The organism is Rhodonellum psychrophilum GCM71 = DSM 17998 (assembly GCF_000381545.1).
Classification (GTDB): domain Bacteria; phylum Bacteroidota; class Bacteroidia; order Cytophagales; family Cyclobacteriaceae; genus Rhodonellum; species Rhodonellum psychrophilum.
On sequence record NZ_KB906678.1, the window covers coordinates 159092 to 184761 of the forward strand.

18 protein-coding genes are annotated in these 25670 nt (G+C 42.5%); 6 read left to right on the forward strand and 12 right to left on the reverse strand.

Annotated features, from left to right (window positions below):
* Positions 1-75 precede the first annotated feature (75 nt).
* The 4 genes from F824_RS0111335 (at position 76) to F824_RS25775 (ending at position 4258) form a co-directional block, all read left to right on the forward strand.
* Positions 76-951 carry an ROK family protein gene (locus F824_RS0111335; protein ID WP_019598010.1) on the forward strand — a complete coding sequence of 292 codons (876 nt, stop codon included), beginning with the start codon at positions 76-78 and terminating at the stop codon, positions 949-951.
* Positions 952-1134: 183 nt separating this feature from the next.
* The gene (locus F824_RS0111340) at positions 1135-1815 is read left to right on the forward strand and encodes a hypothetical protein (RefSeq protein ID WP_139189695.1); all 681 of its coding nucleotides are present in this window, start codon (positions 1135-1137) and stop codon (positions 1813-1815) included.
* Between the two features lie 292 nt (positions 1816-2107).
* Entirely contained in the window at positions 2108-3139 is a 1032-nt protein-coding gene (locus tag F824_RS0111345) for a galactitol-1-phosphate 5-dehydrogenase (protein WP_026333656.1), read from the forward strand.
* Positions 3140-3145: 6 nt separating this feature from the next.
* Positions 3146-4258 (forward strand): Gfo/Idh/MocA family protein, encoded by a 1113-nt coding sequence (locus F824_RS25775; RefSeq protein WP_019598014.1) that lies wholly within the window; start codon positions 3146-3148, stop codon positions 4256-4258.
* Between the two features lie 259 nt (positions 4259-4517).
* On the opposite strand, the gene F824_RS0111360 is transcribed toward F824_RS25775, so the two are convergent.
* Positions 4518-5891 carry a Gfo/Idh/MocA family protein gene (locus F824_RS0111360; RefSeq protein ID WP_019598016.1) on the reverse strand — a complete coding sequence of 458 codons (1374 nt, stop codon included), beginning with the start codon at positions 5889-5891 and terminating at the stop codon, positions 4518-4520.
* A gap of 181 nt (positions 5892-6072) precedes the next feature.
* On the opposite strand from F824_RS0111360, the gene hemN reads away from it, so the two are divergent.
* On the forward strand, positions 6073-7434 hold the full coding sequence (gene hemN, locus F824_RS0111365; protein ID WP_019598017.1) for an oxygen-independent coproporphyrinogen III oxidase: 1362 nt from the start codon (positions 6073-6075) through the stop codon (positions 7432-7434).
* Positions 7435-7745: 311 nt separating this feature from the next.
* Here hemN and F824_RS0111370 read toward each other — a convergent pair whose 3' ends face one another.
* The 9 genes from F824_RS0111370 to F824_RS0111410 all read right to left on the reverse strand — a co-directional run bounded on the left by F824_RS0111370 (position 7746) and on the right by F824_RS0111410 (position 17401).
* Positions 7746-8450: a sulfite exporter TauE/SafE family protein gene (locus F824_RS0111370; RefSeq protein ID WP_019598018.1), complete on the reverse strand. Its 705-nt coding sequence runs from the start codon at positions 8448-8450 to the stop codon at positions 7746-7748.
* Positions 8451-8455: 5 nt separating this feature from the next.
* On the reverse strand, positions 8456-8881 hold the full coding sequence (locus F824_RS0111375) for a FixH family protein (RefSeq protein WP_019598019.1): 426 nt from the start codon (positions 8879-8881) through the stop codon (positions 8456-8458).
* A gap of 308 nt (positions 8882-9189) precedes the next feature.
* On the reverse strand, positions 9190-10605 hold the full coding sequence (gene ccoG, locus F824_RS0111380) for a cytochrome c oxidase accessory protein CcoG (RefSeq protein WP_019598020.1): 1416 nt from the start codon (positions 10603-10605) through the stop codon (positions 9190-9192).
* Between the two features lie 140 nt (positions 10606-10745).
* The gene (locus F824_RS0111385) at positions 10746-11702 is read right to left on the reverse strand and encodes a cbb3-type cytochrome c oxidase N-terminal domain-containing protein (protein WP_019598021.1); all 957 of its coding nucleotides are present in this window, start codon (positions 11700-11702) and stop codon (positions 10746-10748) included.
* Positions 11689-11880 (reverse strand): hypothetical protein, encoded by a 192-nt coding sequence (locus F824_RS0111390; RefSeq protein WP_019598022.1) that lies wholly within the window; start codon positions 11878-11880, stop codon positions 11689-11691. The genes F824_RS0111385 and F824_RS0111390 overlap by 14 nt, the downstream gene beginning before the upstream one ends.
* 12 nt (positions 11881-11892) lie before the next feature.
* A complete protein-coding gene (gene ccoN / locus F824_RS0111395; protein ID WP_019598023.1) occupies positions 11893-14025 on the reverse strand; it encodes a cytochrome-c oxidase, cbb3-type subunit I in 2133 nt (710 codons plus the stop codon).
* Between the two features lie 3 nt (positions 14026-14028).
* The gene (gene ccoS / locus F824_RS0111400) at positions 14029-14211 is read right to left on the reverse strand and encodes a cbb3-type cytochrome oxidase assembly protein CcoS (protein ID WP_019598024.1); all 183 of its coding nucleotides are present in this window, start codon (positions 14209-14211) and stop codon (positions 14029-14031) included.
* 2 nt (positions 14212-14213) lie between these two features.
* Positions 14214-16703, reverse strand: coding sequence for a heavy metal translocating P-type ATPase (locus F824_RS0111405; protein WP_019598025.1), 2490 nt, complete (start codon positions 16701-16703; stop codon positions 14214-14216).
* 62 nt (positions 16704-16765) lie between these two features.
* Positions 16766-17401, reverse strand: coding sequence for a hypothetical protein (locus F824_RS0111410; protein WP_026333657.1), 636 nt, complete (start codon positions 17399-17401; stop codon positions 16766-16768).
* A 288-nt stretch (positions 17402-17689) separates the two neighbouring features.
* Between F824_RS0111410 and F824_RS0111420 the strand changes: the two genes are divergently transcribed.
* A complete protein-coding gene (locus F824_RS0111420) occupies positions 17690-18367 on the forward strand; it encodes a 3-keto-disaccharide hydrolase (RefSeq protein WP_019598028.1) in 678 nt (225 codons plus the stop codon).
* Between the two features lie 54 nt (positions 18368-18421).
* Here F824_RS0111420 and F824_RS0111425 read toward each other — a convergent pair whose 3' ends face one another.
* Both F824_RS0111425 and F824_RS0111430 read right to left on the reverse strand, forming a co-directional pair.
* Complete coding sequence (locus F824_RS0111425) at positions 18422-21898, reverse strand: hypothetical protein (protein ID WP_019598029.1); 3477 nt, start codon at positions 21896-21898, stop codon at positions 18422-18424.
* Between the two features lie 48 nt (positions 21899-21946).
* Positions 21947-25648: a sensor histidine kinase gene (locus F824_RS0111430; RefSeq protein WP_019598030.1), complete on the reverse strand. Its 3702-nt coding sequence runs from the start codon at positions 25646-25648 to the stop codon at positions 21947-21949.
* Positions 25649-25670 lie beyond the last annotated feature (22 nt).

Here is a 25670-nt window from a genome sequence, read left to right on the forward strand (position 1 = left end):
GATAAAGAAGAAGGGAACTAATCCTTCCTCTTTATCAATTTAACCTCCACAAACCTCTAACCAAGCAATACAAACATGAGTAATCCGGAAAAGGCAATTTTGGGAATGGATATCGGGGGAACCAACATCAAGGCAGGTGTGATGATCGGCAATGTTCTTCAGGATATCCGGAGCATTCCGACCCCATCACAAGAAAGCCAGGAGTTTATTTTAGAGGCCATTGCCGAAATGATCGCATCTTACCTGCATCATGACATCCAAGCCATCGGCATTGGAATTCCTGGATTGATCGATACCGAAAATGGAATTGTGCTCAATCTGGGAAACATTCCCTCTTTCCGAAAGGTACATCTCCGGGAATTTCTTCAGGCAAGGTTTGGGAAACCGGTTTTTATAAACAATGATGCCAATTGTTTTGCCTTGGGGGAATATAAATTTGGCGAAGCAAAAATACACAAACATATTGTCGGCATTACCTTGGGTACAGGTTTGGGTTGCGGCATCATCGTCAACCGCCACCTCTATTGCGGATTCAACTGTGCCGCGGGGGAATGGTGTTCCGTTCCTTATCTTGACCAAGATTTTGAATACTATTGTAGCGGAAAATTCTTTCTCAACCACTATCAAAAAAAGCCCAAATCCCTTTCAAAACTTGCCCATGCGGGTGATCCAGAAGCCCTAAAAGCCTTTGCCGAATATGGCAACCATCTTGGGGAATTGATCAAAAACATTCTCTATACCCTTGCTCCTGAAGCCATCGTATTGGGTGGATCCATCCGGAAAGCATTCCCCTATTTCAAGGAAAGCTTATATGCCAATCTTGCAACATTTAAGTACCCCTCCCTTAGTCAAAACTTAAAAATCCTGATTTCCGAACTGGACGAAACAGCCATCCACGGGGCGGTGGCATTGGTAGACGAATATGCTGTGGATAGGGTGAAGGAGGTTTGATCTCATTGCCGTTTTATTATTTGAAATAGGGTCCTAGGACCCTATTCTTATTTTGACAGTTCAGATCAAACTGAATGATCGCCTTTATGGCTTGAATTGGGCCTGGAAATTCACCTAAACAAATAGCGGCTGATTCTATACATGCCTTTGCGTGGCTTCTATTTTTTTATATTTTTGATCCATATGAAAAGACTCATTCCTTCAACTCTTATTTTGTTGATTTTTCTTAGTTCATGCCATACCACCAGGATCACCAAAAGCCAATATTGTAAAATCTGTCTGGAAACCGCTGACGGTATTATTCTGGATACTGAAAGTGCTTTGCTGAGCAATTCGCAAAACGATTATGTCAAGGAGATTATTCAAAAAGAATTTAAAAACATGGGAATCAACAATGTTTTTGATAAATACGAGCTTGATTACGAATATTTCAAGTACGGAATAAAGAACATTGATAAGCTTGAGGACATGAAAGCCCTAAATCTTAATCTGGACATCAAATACATTCTCAAAGCCAATGTCTCTGAAATGAGAGAATCGGAAGGCTATGACCAGGTAGATCCCAATTCATCCATTTATCCGATTCCCAGAACACCAATGCTCAATTCTTCTTTGTTGAATTATGCGCTTGTAGAAACCAGTTCCGGTGAGGTGGTGTACAAAATTCATATCAACACTTCTGATAGCGAAATACCCATAAACACAAAAGATGGAATGGAGGAGTATTATAATCTGGGGACGTCATTTAGAACCCTTCGAGTGGGCGCAAAAAGAGGAACCAAATATATTGTCGCAGACTGCAGCTGCCCGAAGATGAGCACGGTAAGATGGCGGAGATTATTTCAAAAGAAACAAAAGCTTTGATCCTATCACCCACTCATCAAAACAAGAAATAAAAACGGAATTGGAGGGGTTTTAAATGTGAAACTGAAACCTCCTACTCTTGGTGTATGGTGCATCAACTGGCTTTCGCAGCTTTCAATAGCGGTAGTAAAGTATCAATTCATGAATATTTTTTTTGGAACATCAACCAATGGTTCAATAAACCAAAACTAGTGATTTTCCCTCAAATATCCGTTTTAGCCTTCCTACACAATTTGATTTCCATTTCACGAAAATCAATGTATTTTTGTTTGTAACCCAAAAACAAACAACCATGAAAGCACTCGTCTTGGAATCCTACAACAACCTGGTCTATAAAGATGTACCCAAACCAGATTTCAAAAACAATGAGGTGTTGGTACAGGTAAAAGCCTGCGGAATCTGTGGAAGCGATGTGCATGGAATGGATGGCAGCACAGGCCGCAGAAACCCACCCTTGATCATGGGCCATGAAGCATCAGGGCTGATTGTGGAAGTTGGAAATGAGGTCCAATCTTTTGCAAAAGGGGATCGGGTAACTTTTGACTCCACCATTTATGCCCTCAATGATTGGTACACCTTGCGTGGAAAATACAACTTGAGTGACAACAGAAAAGTATTGGGCGTATCACCCAAAGAATATCGGCAGCACGGCGCATTTGCCGAATATGTGGTCGTACCGGAACATATCCTCTACCGTTTGCCGGATTCTGTTTCTTTTGAACAGGCAGCCATGGTCGAACCCGTTGCAGTAGCGACACATGCAATTGATTTGACTCCCATAAGTTTGCGGGACACGGTATTGGTAGTTGGAACCGGCATGATCGGACTTTTCCTGATTCAGGTGCTGAAGCTTTCCAATGCCGGCAAAATCATTGCAGTGGATTTGGATGACAAAAAACTGGAACTGGCGAAGAAATTCGGGGCAGATCATACATTCAACTCTAAAACAGAGGATATTCAAGAATCCATCTTGGCACTGACCCATAATCGGGGTGCAGACGTGGTTTTCGAAGCTGTCGGAATCAGTGCCACCGTAAAATTGGCCATCGAAAATGTGCGAAAAGGTGGGGTTGTCACCTTGGTCGGGAATCTTGCCCAGCAAGTGGATTTCCCCTTGCAAGCCGTGGTCACGAGGGAAATTCGACTGCAAGGAAGTTGTGCGATTGCGGGAGAATATGCCAAGGTCTTGGAAATGATGGAAAAAGGATTGATTGATGTGGATTCATTGTTGAGTGCCAAAGTACCGCTAAGTGAAGGCGCATCATGGTTCAAAAGGCTGTATGACAAAGAACCCGGTTTGAATAAAGTAGTCCTCCAACCTTAAAATCCCATGTACAAAACAGGAATCATTGGCTGCGGAAAAGTGGCTCATTTGCATGCCAAAGCACTTCAACATTTGCCACATTCGGATTTCAGGGCCGTGTTTAGCAGAACCCTCGACAAGGCCAATTCATTTTCTGCGTCCTATGGTGTAAAAGCCTATGACAATATCACCGAAATGGTGAAAAATGAAAAACTGGACATGGTGGTCATTTGTACTCCCCACCCAAATCACCGTGACCCAACATTGGAAGCACTCAAAGCAGGTGCCCACGTACTCGTAGAAAAACCTCTGGCCGCTTCATTGGCAGATTGTGATGCCATGATCCATGCTGCGGAAGCCCATCAGAAGAAATTGGCGGTGATCAGCCAAAGGAGGTTTTATGCTCCCGTGCAAAGAGTAAAAAAAGCCATTGATGCCGGAAAGATCGGCAAGCCTATATTGGGAACGATCAACATGCTGGGCTGGCGAGATGAAAAATACTACCAATCCGATCCCTGGAGAGGTTCATGGAAACATGAAGGGGGAGGCGTATTGGTCAATCAAGCCCCCCATCAATTGGATCTGTTGCTTTGGATGATGGGAGATGTGCAAGAGGTTTATGGCACTTGGGCCAATCTCAACCATCCCTTTATCGAAGTGGAGGACACGGCATTGGCCATCGTCAAATTCAAAAATGGAGGCCTTGGGAATATCATTGTCAGCAATTCCCAAAAACCAGGGATCTACGGAAAAGTCCAAATCCATGGCAGCAACGGCGCTTCCGTGGGCGTGCAACCTGAAGGCGGCGCGATGTTTATCGCCGGCGTTTCTGGCATCGCCGAACCTCCGGTCAATGAACTTTGGACCATTCCCGGAGAGGAAGCCATGCTCAAAGATTGGATAAAGGCGGACACCGATTTTTTCCACACCATCGATCCAACTGTTTATTATATAGAAAGACAGATTGAAGATTTTCTCGAAGCGCTTTCCAAGGGAAGAGATCCGTTGGTGACTGGAGAACAAGCTCGTAAAACCGTCGAATTGTTTACCGCCATCTATCGGTCCACAAGGGACAATGCTGTGATTAAATTTCCACTGCTTCCCGAAAAGGACAGGGATGATTTTGATGGGAGGATTTGATCCAGGAATATCAAAAAACAGAAATTCACAGTATATTCAAGTACGTAAAAAGTCATTTCTGGATAAAAAATAAGGATTTAACGCTCTTCATGTACATAGAATGCCATCGAGATAAACCAAAAAAACCACCTTTCGCAGGTGGTTTTTTTGGTTTATCAATCATCAGGTTTCAAAGGATTTTGGAAATTTTCATCATTACCGAAATAAAATCCATCCAGATGATTTAAAAAGAAAGGATGTTCTTACCTGATTTTCGCTCTCAAGCTCCCCTACCACTTTCCTTCAGCTCAATGTCTGTCAGCTCTTGGATCTTGATCGGTTTCCCTGTTTCAATGCTGTTTCTGGCTGCAATCCCGACTAGAATCGACATGGCGCCATCCCGAGTACCTGCGGATTGCCTGTATGGGTCCGCAAGAGTGGGATCTTTGAAGAGTTTGTCCTTGAGACGGGTATCTCCTCCACCATGACCTCCCCCGCCTTGGGGAATGATGATGATTTGGGTTTCCGCAAAGTTTTTGGTTAATCTGATTTCATCCTGATTTGCCTCTTCCCATGGCTGACTTTCCTTGATCCAAGCCTCCATCCGGCCTTTGGTCCCGTTGAAAGCAATCCTGTAACCCTCATAGGGAGAATAAGTCGTAAGTGAATAACTGACCTGAACCCCATTCATATAACGGATCTGCACAGCCATTTTGTCATAAATATCGATTTCCTCCCTGAAGACACAGCCATCACGGAGGTAGCCATCGTGGTGTTCATTGTTGACATACAAGTCCACCATGTGCTTGCTTTTGGTGATGTCCCAATAAAAATCACAATTGTTTTTGTGCGTACATGGTCGGCAGTTCGTGGATCGAAAAGGTCCGTTTTTTCCGTAAAACTCCAGTTTGCCGTAAGCAAAAACTTCTTCCGGATCGGAATCTATCCACCAGTTGAGCAGGTCAAAATGATGGGTGGACTTGTGGACCAAAAGTGTCCCACCCTTATCCTTGAACCCATGCCATCTCCGGAAATAATCCGCTCCATGGGAGGTATTCAGGTACCAATGGAAATCAACCGAAGTCAATTCCCCAATCTCCCCGTTTCTTAACATTTCGAACATTTTTTGTCTATGGGGAGAATAGCGGTAATTGAAGGTGACGATGACACTTTTACCTGATTTTCTTTCTGCGTCGAGGATGGCTTGGCATTTAAACTCATCCGTGGTCATTGGTTTTTCGGTGATCACATTGGCTCCAAATTCGAGTGCTTTGATGATGAATTCATGGTGGGTACTGTCCATGGTTGTCACGATCACCACATCAGGCTTGGTTTCCTTCAGCATTTTGTCAAAATCGGTGAAAACCGGGCAATTCACCCCGACATATTCTTTGGCAAAATTCAAACGACCAATATTCTTGTCACACAAGCCCACGAAGGTTATCTTATCCGGATAGACACTCGTCACATCTTTTCCAAACATGTTGACCCCTCTGACACCGGTCCCTACAAGTGCAAGTTTCATCTTTTGGTCAGGTTTCTCCCAAATCGTCAATGCTTCGGCTATTCCATTCAAAAAAATGGAGCCCATGGCGAGTGATCCTGTTTTTGCAATAAAATTTCTTCTGGAGGGATTATGGTTATCGGCTTTCATAGGTTTTGGGTTAATTGATCTACAAAATATCAATTAATCACTAAAAAACCATTTTTCATTTGGATTAATCCCTCATATAAAGGATAAGTGGAAAGTACTGACTTTTATCAGTTTTCCAAAAAACAGATGTCATGTTATTTAAGGGCTTGATTGAGGAATTTTGTTTCATAAACGCAATACGATGAGACCTATTTCCGCTGAACTCTTACAGAAATACAATGTTCCCGCACCCCGGTATACCAGTTACCCTACGGTACCTTTTTGGGAAATCAATCTGGAAAGCAATCAATGGATCAGTTTGGTCAAAAAAGCGTATCATGAATTTGGCGACCAAGAAGGAATCACGCTGTACATCCACCTTCCTTATTGTGAAAGCCTATGCACCTATTGCGGCTGCAACAAGCGCATCACCAAAAACCACGCGGTGGAAATGCCCTACATCATGGCCGTAATGAAGGAATGGCAAACCTATTTGGACATCTTACCCGAAAAACCCAAACTGGCTGGAATTCACCTGGGTGGTGGTACGCCCACTTTTTTTTCTCCGGAATCCCTTCGTGAAATGCTCGTATTCATCAACGAAAGCACTGAAGTATTGCCCGAAGCCGAATTCAGTTTTGAGGGTCACCCCAACAATACCACCCGGGAACACCTGCAAACTCTTTTCGATCTAGGATTCCGAAGGGTCAGCTACGGGGTTCAGGATTTTGATCTTGCCGTACAAAAAGCCATTCATAGGATTCAACCATTGGAGAAAGTAAAGCAAGCCTGCGATATGGCAAGAGAAATCGGCTATGAATCGGTCAATTTTGACCTGATCTACGGCCTGCCACACCAAACTTTGGAAACCATGGAGGAAACCTTTCGAGAGGTGGGCAACTTGAGACCTGACCGAATAGCCTTCTACAGCTATGCCCACTTGCCCTCCGCTTTCCCTTCCCAGAAAAGTTTTGAAAAATTCCTTCCCAAAGAATCCGAAAAAAGATACCTCTACGAAAAAGGAAAGGAACTTTTAAACCAAATGGGTTATCTGGAAATCGGGATGGACCATTTTGCACTCCCTGGGGATGCTTTATACGTGGCAAAGATTGAAAAAAGTTTGCACAGAAATTTCATGGGATACACGACTTCACCCTCAAAAATCCTTTTGGGATTGGGCAATAGTTCCATCAGCGATGTGCATTACGCCTACGGACAAAACACCAAAGAAATCGACCTTTACAAGGAACAGATGGGACTTGGCTATCTAGCCTTGAGCAAATCCCATGGGCAGACTGAAGAGGACATACAAATAAAAAAACTGATTCTGGAATTGATCTGCAATCAAAAAACCACCTGGAACCTTTGTTTCTACACCTTGCTTGGGAAAGATATTTGGGAAAAACTGAAAGAATTTCAATTTGAAGGCCTAATTCAATTTGACACTTCCGGAATGGAAATCTTAGAGGAGGGAATTCCCTTTATCAGAAATATATGCGTGGTATTCGACAAAAGAATGAAGACTAGAAACGAGAAAAAATTCACTTTTAGCAAAGCGATCTGAAAACCACTTCTGGAAATAATTGGTATTGAATCTGACCAGTCATTTCGCATGCCTCTTAAAGCATTCAATTCTTCGGAAATTGGAATGCGTTTCACCTAACTCAACCCGAAATATGCAATAGGTTTCCAGATGGGATTGAAACTGAAAGAAAATCAAAGTATGGGAGAATAATTCCTGACACCAACAGGGTGAAATCAAAAATAGATTGTCAGTCAATCACATTATTGAGTTGAGTCCGTAATGCATAAAACGGGTTAAAATCTCAGTTAAAATGTGTCTTTTTAAATCCCAAAAGAAATCTGGGACAACCCTTATTTGCACATGGTGATTTCCACCTTTTCGGCTCCATAATCAAAAAGGTGAAGTTTTGGGCTTCCAAAGTGCCCCCCCAAACCCAAGCCTCTTACGATAAACAGAATTCCGATAAACATCGCGAGATAAGGCATCCCTTTCACCATTTTTTGCCTTAAGGAAACAGAAAATATTTTCCCTGAGACCATCAGTACCAGGAGCATGGGAATGGTCCCGATTCCAAAAAAGAACATGTACAAGGCGCCCTGCAAAGGACTCTGAAGGGCGAGTGAGGCGATCAAAGCGATGTATACCATTCCACAAGGCAACAAGCCATTGATCAAACCAGAGCCAAAAAAGGCGAATCGACCCCCCTTTTTCAGAAAGTGCCCAAGTGAATTTTTCACTTTATACACCAAGCCAAACAATCCTGATTGGGTAATCATTCGTTCGGATCGTTTGTAAAAAAATGCCATTACTAAAATAATGATGCCCATCACTATCGATATCCACTGCTGAATACCTGCCAATGCCAAGGAAAAGCCGACCAAACCAATCAATGCACCTAGCAAGGAATAGGTCGCTGTTCTTCCGAAATTGTAAAGTATTTTATTTCCCAGAAACCTGCTGTTGTCTTTTGCAGAAATGGCCAAAGCAATTGGTCCGCACATTCCCAAACAGTGGAATGAACCCAAAAAACCAAGCAAAAAGGCAGTCCAGAGCATGGCGTTTAGATCGTAATGTTTTTCTCTTGGTAATAATCTTTTCCTGACTCGCTCCAAGTGAGTTTTACTTTCCAGTATCCCGCTTTCAGATCTTTGACATCGATCGCATTTGATTTGGAATCCGTGATGTTCACTTCCAGCTTTTTATCCAAGCGCGCATCTGAAGGCCGGAAGAAATGAAGCGTTCCTTTGGCTCCTACTGGCAAATGGAGGTCCACGGTTTTCATTTGGCTGTCGAAGATCAAAATCTCATGTTCTAACAAATGGGTGTTGATCACGCGATCGATATGCTCTTGGTATTTGATTTCTTCTGCATAATAATTTTGAGTCACCAAATGCATGTCGTCTTGTCTGACACAGATGGTCACCAGCGTTCCCATCAAGATTCCAAAAGATATTAATACGAGTACTATTCCTTTTCCCCAATCCATTTTTATTTTTCTTTTAAAGGTTGTTAAACCCGTTTTATACAATATGAACCCTATCCCAGCCTGAAATAAATTGACAATCAGTAGGTTGCAATATTTTTTTTTTAATCTCCCCCTATTGGACCATACATAATTTTATTCTCCAAATAGACTGATTTCCGTGCCTTTACAACTTCATTAACAAGCCTAATGCATCTTTCGGGTTAAACTAATTAAAATTAGACCCAAATCGATATTGATATTTTGGAAAATGGCCTCCTCACTGATTTCATCAATCGAGTAATGACCAAAACTCAGCTTTTCAAATCCCGCTAATTCTTGACCGGCCCCATAAAACTCGTCTTGATTTTATCGATCACCTCTCCGTTTTGAAGGAGCAATAAGGTAATGTTTTCCTGATTGGTTTGGATGTCGTTTTGATCCTTGACGATGAAAAACCGACCGTCAAATTTGGTTTGACCTTCCAACAACCAATTTTGATCCCCTACCACTTCTATTCTATACCGGTCATCTTCAGCTTTGATCTCCACCAATTGCTGATCAAAGGTCTTGTTGATAAAAGTGACTTCATAAAGATTGCTTACCAATCCCCCTTCCCTTTCCTGAAAGGTCATCCCTCTAAATCTGGTGATGGTTGCCCCAAGATCATCTCTCGTGGCCAGAAGACCTATAAATGCCATGACCAAAACCAAAAGCACTGCGGAATATCCCTTTACCCTTCCAGTCAATAATTTTTGTCGTCCTTCCTGTATACTGTTTTCTGAAGCGTATCGAATCAATCCGACAGGCCTATCCACTTTCAACATGACTTCATCACAGGCATCAATACAAGCAGTGCAATTGACACATTCCATTTGAATACCATTCCGGATATCGATCCCGGTAGGGCAAACCTGTACGCAAAGACTACATTCTACACAATCCCCTTTTGGAGTTTCCTCCACCTTATTTTTTCGAATGGGCCCTCTCGGCTCACCTCTCACATAATCATAGGTGACGTTGATGGAGTTGTTATCCAGCAAAACCCCCTGCAATCTTCCATAAGGGCAGACGACGATACATGCTTGCTCCCTAAACCAGGAAAAGACAAACAAGAAGATCCCGGTGAAGGCCATCAATCCAATGAATCCAGCCATGTTTTCGCCAGGTGGCTGGGTGACAATCTCTTTTACATTGTCGATTCCGATGAGATAAGCCATCGTGATATGGGAAATCATGAAGGAAATCAGGATGAAAATAGTCATTTTCAGACCTTTCTTTCTGAGCTTCTCCCCGTTCCAAGGCATTGCCTCAAGCTGCCTTTGTTGGTTGGCATCGCCCTCTATCCAATACTCTATTTTGCGAAAGACCATTTCCATAAACAAGGTTTGTGGACATGCCCATCCGCAGAAAACCCGCCCAAAGACCACCGTAAACAGAATGACAAAGACAAAGAAAATCAGCAGAAGAAAGATGAGCAAATGGGTATCCTGTGGCCAAAAAACGGCTCCAAAGATGATGAATTTTCTTTCGAAAATATTGAAGAGCAGCCAGGGTTTTCCATTCACCTTGATAAAAGGACCCAAAAACAAGATTCCCAATAAAAGATAAGAAAGGTAACTTCTCCATTGATAGAATTTGCCCGATACTTTTTTTGGGAAAACCCAGTTCCTTTTTCCATCCTCCTTCACGGTTCCCAATGCATCCCGGAATTTGGTAGGATCTATATGCGGATTTTGCTTGCTCATTTGGATTTCATTGCTTCGCCTCGGTTGTCAATATTTGACTTTCACTAAAATTTTAATCGCAATTCAAAACCAGCATCCAAAATGCGGGGAGGCTTTGATAAGCCTTCCCCACTTTCCGGACAATACTTTAATGGTCTGATTTAATTGCCTACCGTATCTTGTTCAACTATTTCGACCCCAAGACCCTCTTCTGTCAAAGCATCGATGGGTTTTTCTATGACAGCTTCATACAATTCGCCCTGTGGTTCTTTGGGGTTTGCTGACGTGTTGCCTACAAGTGTCAAGATAAAACTTGATACCTGCTGCATTTCTTCCGGGCTCAGCTGATCCTGCCAAGGGATCATTCCCTTTTCGGGAACCCCGTATTTGATCACCTTAAACACATCTTGAATAGAACCCCCATGGATCCAATAGTCGTCCGTTAAGTTTGGTCCTACTCCACCACCTCCATCAGAGGCATGGCAAGCGACACAATTGTTTTCATAAATCGTCTGTCCACTTTTGATAGCAGGTCCCGATTTATCAAAAAGCACGTTGGTTTCATCAATGCTTCCCAAGGCCAATGCCTGATACTTCTCTTTTTGGATACTGGCAAGCCTCAACTCCTCATCGTATTCCTCATACTGGGTTTTCCCGATGCCCAATACGAGATAGTTCCCAACATAGATAAAGGCGAAGGCAATGCTGAAATAAAAGACGTACTTCAACCAGGGCGGCATGAAATTATCCAGCTCTACGATACCGTCATAGCTGTGGTCGAGCATAATGTCTTTTTCTTCCTCAATGGATTTGCGTTTTCCAGTCACATACTTCACCTTGAAACTTTCCAACCAAGAAGGTGCCTGCTCTTCTGACAAGGCAAATTTTGGGTTTTGTTTTTTCAAGACTGACGACAAAAAAGACATCAGATAAACCATCAAAATAAGCAGCAGTACGATCACACCCAAAACAACCACCAAAATGATCAACAATGTCAATTGACTGCTCTCCATATTACCGAGTGCTTCCATCCAATTTCCATCTGCATTCTGGGCAAATCCTGGAAAGGTCAAAAACAAACCTCCCAGCAGCAATAGCAACGACTTAAACTTTTTCATAGCTGTTCTCATTTTGAGGTCCATCTTTCAAAGGCATTTCTTTCATGTGATCGACATAATTTTTATCCACCCTTACCACCCACCAAAACATCCCTATAAAAAACAGGAAAAAGATGGTCAGTGAGATAATTGGATAGATTTCGATGTTTTCTATCGAGCTTAATATTTCTCCTTTCATGATTTTCGGTGATTAAGGGTTGGTAGCTGTGGTTTTTTTGATATCGGTTCCAAGGCGCTGCAGATAAGCGATCATGGCGACAATCTCAGTATCCGGCAGGACTTCAATCCCTGATTCTTTCAGGTTGGCCACGATCATATCCGCTTGGATCTTTAGGTCCCCAAGTGCCAGTTGGTCATATCCTTCTGGATAAGGCACGCCCAGTCTTTGCATCGTCCTGATTTTGGCTGGAACATCGCCATGATCCATCATGGTGGTGTTCATCCAAGAATATGGAGGCATCACAGAACCTGGAGACATGCTTTGGGGATCTATCATGTGGTGATAATGCCAACTATCTGGATATTTCCCTCCTTCTCGATGCAAATCAGGACCGGTTCTTTTTGATCCCCACAGGAATGGCCTGTCGTAGACAAATTCACCCGCTTTGGAATATTCTCCATATCGCTCCGTTTCGGATCTAAATGGCCTGATCATTTGGGAGTGACAACCCACACAACCATGGGAAATGTATAAATCCCTGCCTTGTAATTCCAGTGCGCTATAAGGCATCACACTTGAAATGGTCGGTACATTTGATTTCACCAAAATGGTTGGGACGATTTCCACAAGCCCACCGATCAGAATTGCAACAGTGGCCATTACAGAAAAGAAAACTGGTTTTCTCTCCCATGACCTGTGCCAAAACTCACCTTTCACCTCAACATGCTTGGCCAAGGCTGGCGCTTCATCGGCCTCTTCTTTCAGGAAGGAACCTTGTTTGGCTGTTTTGATAAGGTTATAACACATTAAAATCGCTCCACTTAAGTAAAGGAAGCCACCAAAAGCACGCAGCATGTACATCGGAATGATCTGAATCACAGTCTCCAAGAAGTTTGGATAAGCCAATCTTCCCGCTTCACTGAATTCTTTCCACATCAAACTTTGCGTCAATGCCGCTACGTAAAGCGGTAAGGCATAGAACAAAATACCCAAGGTTCCCAACCAAAAGTGGGTATTGGCCATTTTGGTAGAATAAAGGTCCGTTCTCCACATTCTTGGCCATAGCCAATACAGCATAGAGAATGTCAAGAAACCATTCCATCCCAATGCGCCAATGTGCACGTGGGCGACTATCCAGTCAGTATAGTGAGCGATCGCATTTACGTTTTTCAGTGAAAGCAATGGCCCCTCGAAGGTGGACATGCCATAGGCAGTCACGGCCACGACCATGAATTTCAGTACAGGATCCACCCGAACTTTATCCCATGCGCCTCTCAGTGTCAACAAACCGTTGACCATACCACCCCATGAAGGAGCGATCAACATCACCGAGAAAGCGACGCCAATGATCTGTGCCCATTCGGGCAATGCCGTATACAGCAAATGGTGAGGTCCTGCCCAGATGTAAAGGAAAATCAATGACCAGAAATGGACAATAGACAGTTTATAGGAATAGACAGGTCGATTGGCAGCTTTGGGAAGGAAGTAATACATCAATCCCAAAAATGGAGTCGTTAGGAAAAATGCAACCGCATTGTGTCCATACCACCATTGAACCAAAGCATCCTGAACCCCTGCATAAGCTGAATAGCTTTTGAAAAAGGAAACTGGAAGTGCCAAAGAATTGAAAACATGGAGCACCGCAACGGTGATGAACGAAGCCAGGTAAAACCAGATGGCCACATACATGTGTTTTTCTCTTCTTTTAAGAAGTGTTCCGATCATGTTGGCTCCAAAAGCCAACCATACGATGGTGATGGCGATATCAATCGGCCATTCCAATTCTGCGTATTCTTTGGAACTGGTCAGACCCAAAGGAAGGGTAATAACAGCAGAAAGAATGATGATCTGCCAACCCCAGAAATGGAACCAGCTCATGGTTTTGTTCCACATGGGGGTTTTCAACAACCTCGGCATGGAATAGTAAATCCCTGCAAAGATGGCATTGCCCACAAAGGCAAAAATCACCGCATTGGTATGCAATGGCCTGATCCGCCCATAGGTGGTGTATGGATTTCCCAAATTGGCCTCGGGAAGAAAGAGCTGAAGTGCTGCTAACAGCCCGATCAGCATGCCGGCCAGCCCCCAGATCATGGTCGCTGCGCCGAAGTACTTTACGATTTTATTGTCGTAACTGAACTTTTCCAGTATTGCTCCTGACATATTTTACTTTGATTTAGTTGATGGTAATTGTTTTTCTTTTGTTTTTATTTTTTGGTCAAATAAGATCCGAACCGAAGGGGTGTAGTTGTCATCAAACTGACCGCCTTTCATCGCCCTGAAAAACAGGAATAAAAAACCTCCTGCCATGATTAAGCTGACTCCGATAAGAATGAAGAGTACTTCCATAATTAGAATATTTGGTCTTTAAGTCCTTTTTTGTAAGCGAGATAATTTGTCGAGACCGTAGTGAAAATCACCACGGATAGGCTGCTCAGCGGCATGAGGATGGCACAGAAAACTGGGCTGACCAATCCCTGGACCGCGAAAAATATCCCGATGAGGTTATATGTAAAACTCAATCCAAAACTCGCCTTGATGATTTTCCTGCTGGTCTTGGCAAACTCCAGGTAAGCGGGCAATTTATGGATCACCGCTGCATCCATTATCGCATCACTTGCAGGAGAGAAATTGGTAACCCTATCCGTCAACGCGATTCCCACCTGACTTTCTCTCAAAGCTCCTGCATCATTCAATCCATCGCCAACCATCAGTATATTGGCTTTATTACGGCTGAGTTTTTGAATATAGAGGAGCTTATCCGTTGGCCCTTGGCTAAAATTCATTTGAATCCTCGGACCGAAAACTTTGCGCAGATTGTCCCTTTCGTGGTCATGGTCTCCTGAGAGAAAATGAACTTCTCGGGTTTTCCCGATTTCATCGACTACCGTTTCAATGCCTTTTCTCAAGCCACTTTGGATAAAGAAATAACCCAATAGAACCCCCTCCAAAGACAGAAAAACCTGATTCCCACCTTTTTTGATATACTGGAATTTAGCGCCTGAATATTCCGCCGATCCCAATTTGATTTCCTGTGATTTGTAAATCAGTCTCAAGCCACTCCCCTGAATCTCTTCTACGTCTCCTATATTGGCTCCCTTTACACCCTCCAGCCAGGAATTGATCCTGTTGCTCAGTGGATGGGTGGATTGGTTCACCATAGATTTGATCACGGACTTGGTTTCTTCGGTGAGTGTATCAAGCTCCCCTGGCATTGAGTAAGCCATGGATACCGCACCTTTTTCATCCATCACATGGTAATATTCCAAGGATGCATCAGATGTTGCGGTCAATGTGCCAGTCTTATCAAAAACAACCGTATCTATGAAAGCCAATTTCTCGATGACTCCAGCATTTTTCAAGTAAAATTTCCCTTGCCCAAAAACCCGCAAGGTATTGCCCAAGGTAAAGGGCGTGGACATGGCCAAAGCACAAGGACAGGTAATGATCAACACTGCTGTAAAAGCTTTAATCCCAACCGAAAAATCTGTAAAAGCCCAGTAGGTCAATGCGGCAAAGGCAATCAAAAGCACTACTGCTGTGAATTTTCCGCTAATGCGGTTTGACAGGGATTCCAAAGAGGTTCCTTTTTCCTTTTGGAAAGCCTCGTTGTTCCATAAATCGGTCAAATATCCTTGAGAAGCAGATTTCTGAACAGTAAGAGTAATGGCTTTTCCTTTCTGCCGTCCGCCAGCATAAATAAGTTCGCCTCTTTTTTTGACCACAGGTACTTCCTCACCTGTCACAAAACTATAGTCTATATAGGCTTCTCCCTCCAAAAGTATGCTGTCAGCAGGCACCAACTCTTGGTCCCTTACTTTAATGATATCCCCAACCCCCAATTTGGTAAGAGGGATCACCTCTTCCGCATCCTTGGTTAATTTGGTCACTGCAACTGGGAAATAAGCTTTGTAATCCCTATCGAATGAAAGGGTATCATATGTCTTTTGCTGGTATAATTTCCCGATCAACAGAAAGAATAACAGACCGCCCAAGGTATCCATGTATCCCTCCTGCCCAGCAATCAGGATTTCATAAAGACTGTAAAAAAAGAGCGTGAATATCCCAATGGCTATTGGCACGTCCATATTCACGGCTCTGTTTTTAAGAGAAAGCCAAGCCGAACGGTAATAGTCCGTTGCCGAATAAAAAAACACCGGAAGTGAAAGTAAAATGTTCAGGTAATTGAATGCCCACTTAAAATTTTCCCCAAGAAGCTCAGCTCCCGAGAAGTATTCTGGCAAGCTAAAGAACATCATGTTTCCGAAGCAGAACCCTGCCACGGCCAATTTATAGATGAGTTTTTTATCAGTTTTGGCAATGGGCTTCCTGTCCACATCCGACAGGTTTAACCTCGGCTCATAGCCTATTTTGGAAAGAAGAAGTACCAAATCCCTGAGGCTGAGCTGACCATGTTTAAACTTTACCTGAACTTTCTTCCTTATAAAATCCACCCTTCCAGAAATGATATTGGTATCCAAATGATGTAGGTTTTCCAATAGCCAAATACAAGAAGCACAATGGATCAGGGGGATGGTGAAAGTGATGTGGGTCTCCTCCTCATTTTGGAAATCCACCAGCTTGCGGATGATGTCTCTATCCAATAAATAATCAAATCGATTCTCCTTTTTGGAGGCCTTTTTTTGACTTTGGCCCGGTCTTTCCGCAATGTCATAGTAGGCACAAAGGTCATTTTCTGAAAGAACATCATAGACCAATTTACAGCCTGTGCAGCAAAAACCCTTCTCCTGATGGTGTATGATCTCATCCACACAAAACTCCCCACAATGGTAACAAGGTTTAGTGTCGTGATCGGTCAATATTTTATGCGGTTTGGGCATTTCATGCAAGTTAATGAGGATCAATAGGCGAAAACATGATATATATCATTAAAAAGCATGATTTAAAGAGAGATGTAAAAAGACAATCGATCGTACCACATCCCGCCCTTGTAAAAATGAAAAAGCACCTTCGCCAATTCCGCCTGGTGATTTTTAGTGGTTACCAACAATGTACATTCATTCTTGACTGCATAGGACCAAAAATCCCCAATTCTGTTGAAATTGAATTTGATAAAGGAAGTCTCGGCAGTAGCATTGCTGACAAGTTGGATAAGCTCCTGTTCCTCTCTTTGCTTGGATTTGGGGATAAAACTTGGTGAGATTATGGTGGCTTTACTTCTTTTGATATTTTCCGAAAAAAGTGAAATGAAATTCCGAATCAAATTTGCGGAAGCAGGGGTTCCGTCATAATGAAACAAAATCCTTTCGGTCGAAAATTCCTGATCATAAAGCAAAACAGGGACACCGCATGGTTCCTGCTCCAAAACAAGTGGTTTATCTTGTTCATGCAACCAATCCAAAACCTTTGGTAGGTGAGCGGTAATCAAGGTAGGTCCTTTTTGGGGGCTGCAGATTAGCCCAGCGTTTCCACTGATCAGGTTTTCGGGAAAACCCAATGGCAGCTTATTACAATAGTGTTGTAAAATGATTTCTTGTGGAATCAACATGTTTACCCTATTCTCAATTTTCCCCTGCATGGCATCAAACATTTCTGTAAATTTAATCTATGCAGGAATGCCGGTCTGTGACTTTGGAAAGCTTGGAATATGATAATAATCATGTTTCTATTTTGGCTCCTGTTCTATATTGCCTTTATCTTTAAATATGGGGATGCTCTTATGGTTCTTCTGTAATTTTTTAATGGACATAGAAACAATCAACACAATAAAAGGTGACCTTTCAACATTTGTCCATTATCCCTATGGATTTTTGGAAACTCTTTATTTATTGTAACTTCAAATAACAAAAACACCTAAACAGCCGTGATGAAACCTCATTTCTTTCTTCCTCTTCTATTCTTTTCTTTTCTATCCCTCCAGGGATTCGCCCAGACCACCTCACTTTTCGACGGGAAAACCCTAAAAGGCTGGTACATGGATATCCCCGATCTTGAAAAAGACAGCAGTCTTAGAATTCCCTTTATCGTCAGGGAAGGGATGCTCGTGAGTCTGGGCAATCCCCAAGGACACCTTATTTCGGAGAAAGAGTATGAAAACTACCGATTGGAGGTAGAGTACAGATTTCCGGGAAAACCTGGAAATTGCGGTGTGTTGGTGCATGCCTCCACACCAAGATCACTTTATGGCATGTTCCCAAAATCCATAGAGGTACAAATGATGCATCAAAACGCTGGGGATTTCTGGTGTATTGTAGAGGATATCCAAGTGCCTGATATGGAGGTCAGACGTGGGCCAAAAGAAGATTGGGGGATCACGGAGGGCAAGGAAAGAAGAATCAAAAATCTGACTGATGATTCAGAAAAGCCTTTGGGCCAATGGAACCACATGGTGATCGAATGCAAAGCTGACAACATCACTGTTTGGCTCAATGGAGACCTTGTCAACAAAGGATATGCCGCCACGGCCAAAAAAGGACAAATAGCCCTGCAAGCGGAAGGTGCTGAAGTGGAATTCAGGAAAGTGGAATTGACACAATTGAATTGAATCCTCTCCCTTTATTGAATTCATTTCTTTTTCTCAAATCCCAGAATCAAGACCTTAAAAAAGAGCCGTCACCTGCATCCTGCCAATGTGCACCAATCTTCCCAAGCCCTCCGAGTTTCTACCTTCATACACCATATTCATTTGGAGACCTTCCCCGATTTTTTGGAGCCAATTGACTGTCCATGTCAAATTGCTTCCCGGGGTCAAAGCCTGTAACATTTCATAGCCTACGGGTGTATTTGTATTGCCTGAATAGTCAATATAAGTGTATTTGAGATTGACATTCAACGTGGTCTTGATCACCCTGGCAAAACGAAAATCCAAACCCATTTGGTGGAGGACCGCTGTTTCCCGAACCTCTTGGTTGGCTATGTTTTGCTTATCAGTAAACTGGTAAGTGGCAGTTGATCGGAAAAGGCTACTTGGCTGCCATGCCAATTCTGGTCCTAAACCATACTGGCTGATATCGTAATTCCTATTGTCTAAAAAATCAGAAGATGCCGCTCGGTTCCCTGTTTGTAGAACAAAACGAAAGTTGAGGTTGGGACTGAAATTGAATCGGGTATTTAGGCGCCAATCTTTTTGGACCAAATCATCGAATCCACCAGCCAGGAGCTGTTTGTTTTGGCTGTCGAAAACCGAAAGGTCAAATCCATATTTGGAGGAAGACCGATTGAAGAAGAAAGAAGATCGAATGACCTGTCGGACGGAGACCAAATCCTCATCGGCAAATCCACCGGTAAAGGGATTGATTCTTTCCCAAAAATCATTTGCGGTAATTTTTTTCTCAATGCTCAAACTGGTCGTATTCGAAAATTTTTGGAGAAACTGAAGTGTCTTGTTTTGCTTTTTCCAATCCTCCGGAAATTTCGCATTCAAACGGTAATTAAAAATCGTAGAATAGGCCTGAATAAACTCGGTAGTGGGGACAAATACTTTTATATAACTTTTTTCCTCAGGATTAATGGCGAGATTGAACTCATTGAGTTGTTGAATTCCGTCTCCGTTATCATCTCTCCAAGCGTGGGTGCCTTCACCTGCGGGTACGGGCAGGAACACATATTCCCGTCTAAACTCCCTCCCATTTCCCAATGCATAGCTGAGTTCATTCCTGACATTTCCTTTTGCCAGCGTATTGAGATAATCGATTTTCCCCAAAACAGTGGTTTCTGCATTTTGATCGGTTCTGACAAACTCCAATTTCCGGTAGGTAAACGTCCCTTTGAAATCATGATTGCCAAATCGGCGCTGCAATCCAAAATTGGTTGCAAATGCTTCCGTATCGGGAACCAATAGTCCATTGACCGCAAATTGATCCTGACGCCAAGAAGCCTCGGCAAAGAAGGAATAGGGCAAAGTATCATTGGATTTGAGGTAAACCATCTGTTCCAAAAAGTTCATCGCAGTACTGACCACTGAATCCCGCTCGATATCCCTGACCGCATTTCTGTCCATCATCAAACGATATCCGGGCACGAGGACTTTTGACCGGTAATTGAAATCTCCTGTGTACCGCAACCAATCGGAGTTGAGTTCATTTACATCGGCATTGAGCAAAAAAAGATCATTTTTCAGGAAAAATCTTTTGCCGAACTGCTGGTTCCAATTCCCCGAATGCTGGGTTCCGGCGAGAACATCTCCCCGATTCCGGAGATTGAAACGGTATTTCAATCCGTTGTCCCGATCCTTTTCCAATTCCACTTGGGCGGTAAAAATCCTCTCATTGCCAGACTCCAATAGTTCCTTGGCACCCAAACTCCAATCCCGATCAAACTCAACATACCGCAATCGATCGATAAATGAAAATTGGCTGGAGTTGTATTCCATTTCTGTCAAGGCCTTGAACTTGTAGCCCTTCAGCTTTTCAATAACCCTGTTTTCGGAAATAACCCCTGATTTGATCGCAAAACCTTTGTTGTCCTCATTGTCCAGTGGGGAAAAAAGGTTGAGATCTGTATTGGACAAAGCAATTTCAGTATAAACATGTTCGTAGGGGCTGATTTTTAAACGCGCACCTGTGGTGAACATTTGCTTTTGATTTGGTGCTGGCAAAGGTGTTGAAATGGAGAAATTTCCCTGGGCCAAACCATTCACCTGCGGCCTATAGACAAAAACAGGTCCATTTGTCAATTGCTGTTGGCGGACATAATCTCCATTCCCCTGTCCCACTTCACTGAAACCTATCGCAAATCGGGCCAATTCTGGGTCAGTTGAATACTCAAAATATTGGATGGGATTTCCAAAATCATCGATTGCATTTATTTTTTGATACAAAACCCTGTTGGGATCAAAGGACACACTGTCCACCCGGGGAATGGATGCCGCATTCAAGTCATCCCCGACTGAAGAAAGCAATACTTTATCGGCATCCGAAAACTCAAAAAAGAGAGGTCTGTTTCTATTGTCCTTTTCCCGATAGAAATTCATGAAAAAGGAGACTTTGTCGGATTCCTGAATATGGTTGGCAGTCAAAATGGATCTCGAAAAATTCCTCTCGGCATATTCATAATCAATGCGTACTCTTGAATATTGGGTAATAAGCACTTTGGGGGTAAAGGTGATCTCCCCTTGATTGTAATCAATCACATAATCATAGTTAAATCCCCGCTGCAACAGTCTCCCATCCAAGAAAACACGCTCTGAATTGGCCATAATGATAACAAACCGTTCATTTTGAGGTCCTTGAATCCGATAGGGACCCAAAGTGCCTTCAGCAATTTCCAGCTGAATGGATGCGAATTTACCTTTGGCTACCGATGCAGAAAGTTGGGTGGATGCCTTCCATTTCTTGCCAATTTTATAATTTGTGGTCAATTGGGCTCCCTGGACATTTTTGTAATAGCGCAGAAATTCGGATTGGCGTTGCTGCAAGACCACATCCCCTGCCGACAAACTGAATTTGTCATTGTACAATTCCACCAGCACATTGTCAAAATCCTGAAGTTGTTGGGTATTTCCCTCTGGTTGGAAGGGCACATTTTGATCCGTGATGCTTGCCCTGATATTGAGGTTTTCGGCAAGCTGACCGTTCATTTGAAGATTCAATGAAGAGTTGACAAAAACGTTCTGTGTATTCCCAAATGAAACACCTCGGGTAAGATTTCCGGATTTAGACAGATTGGTGCTGGGAAAAAGTTCTTCGCGAAAATCAAAAGTGGGCATTGCTTTCACCCTATTGTCCTTGAAGATCGCCCCTGAATCGTAGTCTGTCATCAGTGTTCTTTTGGCCACCTCATGATGGAGGCTATAAGGGAAGGTCTTGTAGCAGATAATTAAAGAGTCAGGCAAAGTTTCCCTTCCCAAATCGATTTTGATCCTACCGGTATTGAGCTGATAGGAAAAGGTATAAACACTATCGAACCTATCCCGCACTTGGATACTCTCTGAAAAGACACTGAGCGAATCAAGCAAAAAATCACTTTTGGTTTTTTCTATAGGCAACCATTTACAGGATTCCGATTGTGCAAAAGACATATTGGAAAACGCAATGGAAAACAGAAGGATAAAAAGAAAACACCGAAACAAAAGCATACTTACCGATCAAGCCATCACTAAGGTAATAAAAAACCTTTCAGATATTTATTTGACCAGATCGAATGCAAGAAAAAAGGAAGTCCCCTTTCCCAGTTCGGTTTCAAACCAAATTTTTCCGCCAGCCGTTTCGACTCCTCTTTTGGCTATAGCAAGTCCGAGTCCGGAACCTTCGGATTTGGTACTGAAATTCGGAATGAAAATCTTATCGGATAAATCCTCGGGGATTCCCTTTCCGTTATCATGGATTTCCAAAATCACTTGGTTATCAATTTCCCGAAGGGATATATTTATAATTGTCTGTCTGCCCCTTTCTTTTGCCTGAATCCCATTGATAATGAGATTGGAAATCACCCGACCAAACAGTTGATCATCACCCATTACCATCAGGGAAACACTTTTGGTATGGTCCTCAAAGACAATTTTCTCCTTTTCCCTGTTTTGGAAAAGCTCCAGGGAAGCTTGGACGACCTCTCGGAAATCCATCAGTTTGTTTTTCGGAAGTGGCATTTTTGCAAAAGTCGAAAAGGAAGTCGCTATGTCACTGAGTGTATCCACTTGCTGGATCAAAGTCCCCAACGGTTTTTTAAGCATTTGGGGATCATCAAGTTTTCCTTCCGACTGCAACCTGAGCAGATGCTGGAGTGTCAGTTTCATGGGTGTCAAAGGATTTTTGATCTCATGGGCAACCTGCTTGGCCATTTCTCTCCAAGCTGTTTCCTTTTCAGTGTTTGCCAATATCTTTTTACTTGATTCCAGCTTGAAGAGCATGTTGTTGTATTCATTGACCAGCAGGCCTATTTCATCATTTGATGGCCAGTACATAAGCTCATTGTTGTCAAGATTGGTCGCCTTGAGTTTTTGCGTGAGCAACTTAAAGGGTAAGGTCAATTTTCGAGAAACAAAATAGGAAACAAACAAAAAGAGGATGAAGATCAGTACAAAAATATTGATGATATTACTGAATACATCGGCGATCAATAGATCCAACTCGGTCTGGGATTCAAAGAAGGGTATGGACACGATGGCCAATATTTTTTGGCTATCCGATGACCGAATGGCCATATACACTGTTTTGTAGGTCAAATTATCCACCACTTCCTCCAACAGAGCCAGATTGTTTTGGCCTTCCACGATCTCAACGATGGCATTGGGGTTGATTATTTTTGCCAATACCCGTTTGTCAAAAATATTGGGTTGAGAAGTGGCGATCAATGCCCCTTCTGGGCTGTATACGTTGATGTCTGAGTTCGTGGTCCCTGCCAAAATATTCACGGACTCCACAAAATCCTCCCTCCCCAATTCGGCTGTGGATTGTTGCTCTAACATCACCGAGAGATTCCCCCCTATGATGGAAGCCTTTTGAAAATATTGGCGATGAAGTTCTTCTCTGTAGGAATTGGTCAAGAGACCAATGATGATCACACTGATGGTCACAATGGGAAAGAAAAACGCGAAATTCAAGTACATTTGGAGTTTTGCGGCATAGTTGAAATTAAATTTCCCAAACCCTTTTGCCAAGGTATAGCATAAAATGCTCAAAAGTGTGAGTAAAATAAACGCTACAAAAAACAAGGAGATATCAGCAAGAATATAGTAAACGGAATAAATAGGCGAGGACACAATGACCACTTGATCTTGGTTTTTGACACCTAAATGATGGTATTTTTTCCTGTTTACTCCGGAATCAAATAGATTGGGATTTTCTATCAACCCCTCCATATCCTCTGCCCTATAATTAAAAATCCCAACGCTATAAAGCAATCCACTATCTCCGTAGACGGCGTAATCGAAATCTTTTTCATTGAAATTGGCCATGTACTTACTGTCCAATAATAATTTGGGGAATACAGAACCAGGTTGTACCCGCAATTGCCTTAGCTCCAAATACACCGTTCCCAGAAGAACATCGTCCCTGTAAAGCGGAATAAAGGAGAAGAAACTATTCCCTTTTCCCTCATCTACTCCCTTAATGAAATATAAATCCCTAACCGAGGTAGCATAATCACTTTTCACGTAATTGAACCGAAGGTCCTGCAATTGTACTGGGTCGTTTCGGTCCAAGATATTTTCACCTGCTGGATTGAAGACCTTGATCTGTTGAGAAAACTGGTCGAAATAATTAATCAAGTGAATCTTGCGGATTTTGCGCTCGATCGCTTCATTTGAAAGCAAGGGATCCAAAAGCGTGTTTTTCACAAAAATATCATTGCGAATCCTGTCCATGGCATCGGACAGGAAAAACTCTCCCATGACGTCATTTTCCACCAATTGCTGGGTGCCAAAGCGGATTTTGGATTGATGCTGCCGCTGCAGTAAAACTTGGTAAGAAGCTATCCCAGTGATAATCGCCCCGATAAGGCAACCAAAGAAGAAGGTAAGAAAAGTATTCAGCCCCAGGCGAAAAACATTGCGATAGAGCTCAAAACTAACGATGGATACCAGCATGATGAAATGAGCCAAGTAAACCAGCAACAAAATCCAATTGAAAAAACTTAACACCAAAATTACAGGCAAAGAAAAATAAATCAGCAGCTTTAATGCATAGGTTTTCTTTGGAGAATTGCTGTCTAAAATCAAGCTAATCCCAAGAATTGAAAACAGCAGATACCCAGCACCTCCCAAGAATATGATGAAAAGGCTAATCCCTTTGAAATAATCGAAAGTCGGAATGGAGAAAATATTCAAGTCCCACTGAGAATTGCTCAGGATATTGATATATAGTCCATAAAACAGGGACAAAAGCACCGTTGACAATACATAAGCCAAAAGGAAAAAGAGCCAATCCGGATATTTTTCCCTAAAGCCCTTAAATTTTTCATGAAACACTTTTCCCCCCAAAACGCCCAATAACATCGAGAAAATGATCAGAGAACACAATACGTTCAATAGAAGATCTCCGAGGCTGGGATTTAACCACGAAGAAGCATACTTGCTTGCATCAAACAGTTCGAAATCAAAATAGTCTTGCGGGAATCTAAAAAAAATCATAAACCCCCTTATGGAAGCAAGGATAAGCGCCGCATAAACAATCGCGGTTTTAAATTTCCCTTTGCGCCAGATAATGGAGATGAAATCGTAACCTATGATCAATACGAGTAATAAAAGTGAAAAGAAAAACACTAAAATCGTCACATCAGTAGACTGTCCTGCAGGTTCGTAACCGGCTTCAAAGTCAATTGAAAAAAGGAATTCGCCTTTCACATTCTCCACATCAAAGAATTTTTCCTGCTTTTCTTCAGAAAAATTCACTTTGCCCTTCCCGAACAATTCAGGATTCAAGCCCGAAATAAGGAATTCATTGTTGATATCCCTTTTGTAAGACAGTGGATACAATTGAAGCAACCAAAACTCCTTCTCGTTTCTGGTTAGCCGCCGAACCTTAGTAAAATAGATCCCTTTTTGATCCTCCAAAAGCTGGTAAGTTTTAAAGGGATTGATGAGATCAAAATCCGGTAACCAGGTGAAATCTGACCAGTAAACAATATTACCCCCTTCATCATAGATATAATAGGGTTGGCTTCCTTCGATCGTGAGCTTGGTAAAAGAAAGAGGTTCATCTGGACGATTCCTCATCAGGATTTCCACAAAATCCTGATCGAAATTATTATCAACTACTTGAATTTTATTGACAATGGGTTTCAAGTACTTTTCATTGCCACCTTTCTCGTTTAAAAAATAGTTTAGCGAAAGTAGGATACCGATTCCTAAAACAGCCAATAATAGAATAAAACGTCTTTTCTTTAACATGTTGGTGATAAAAGTAAAAAAG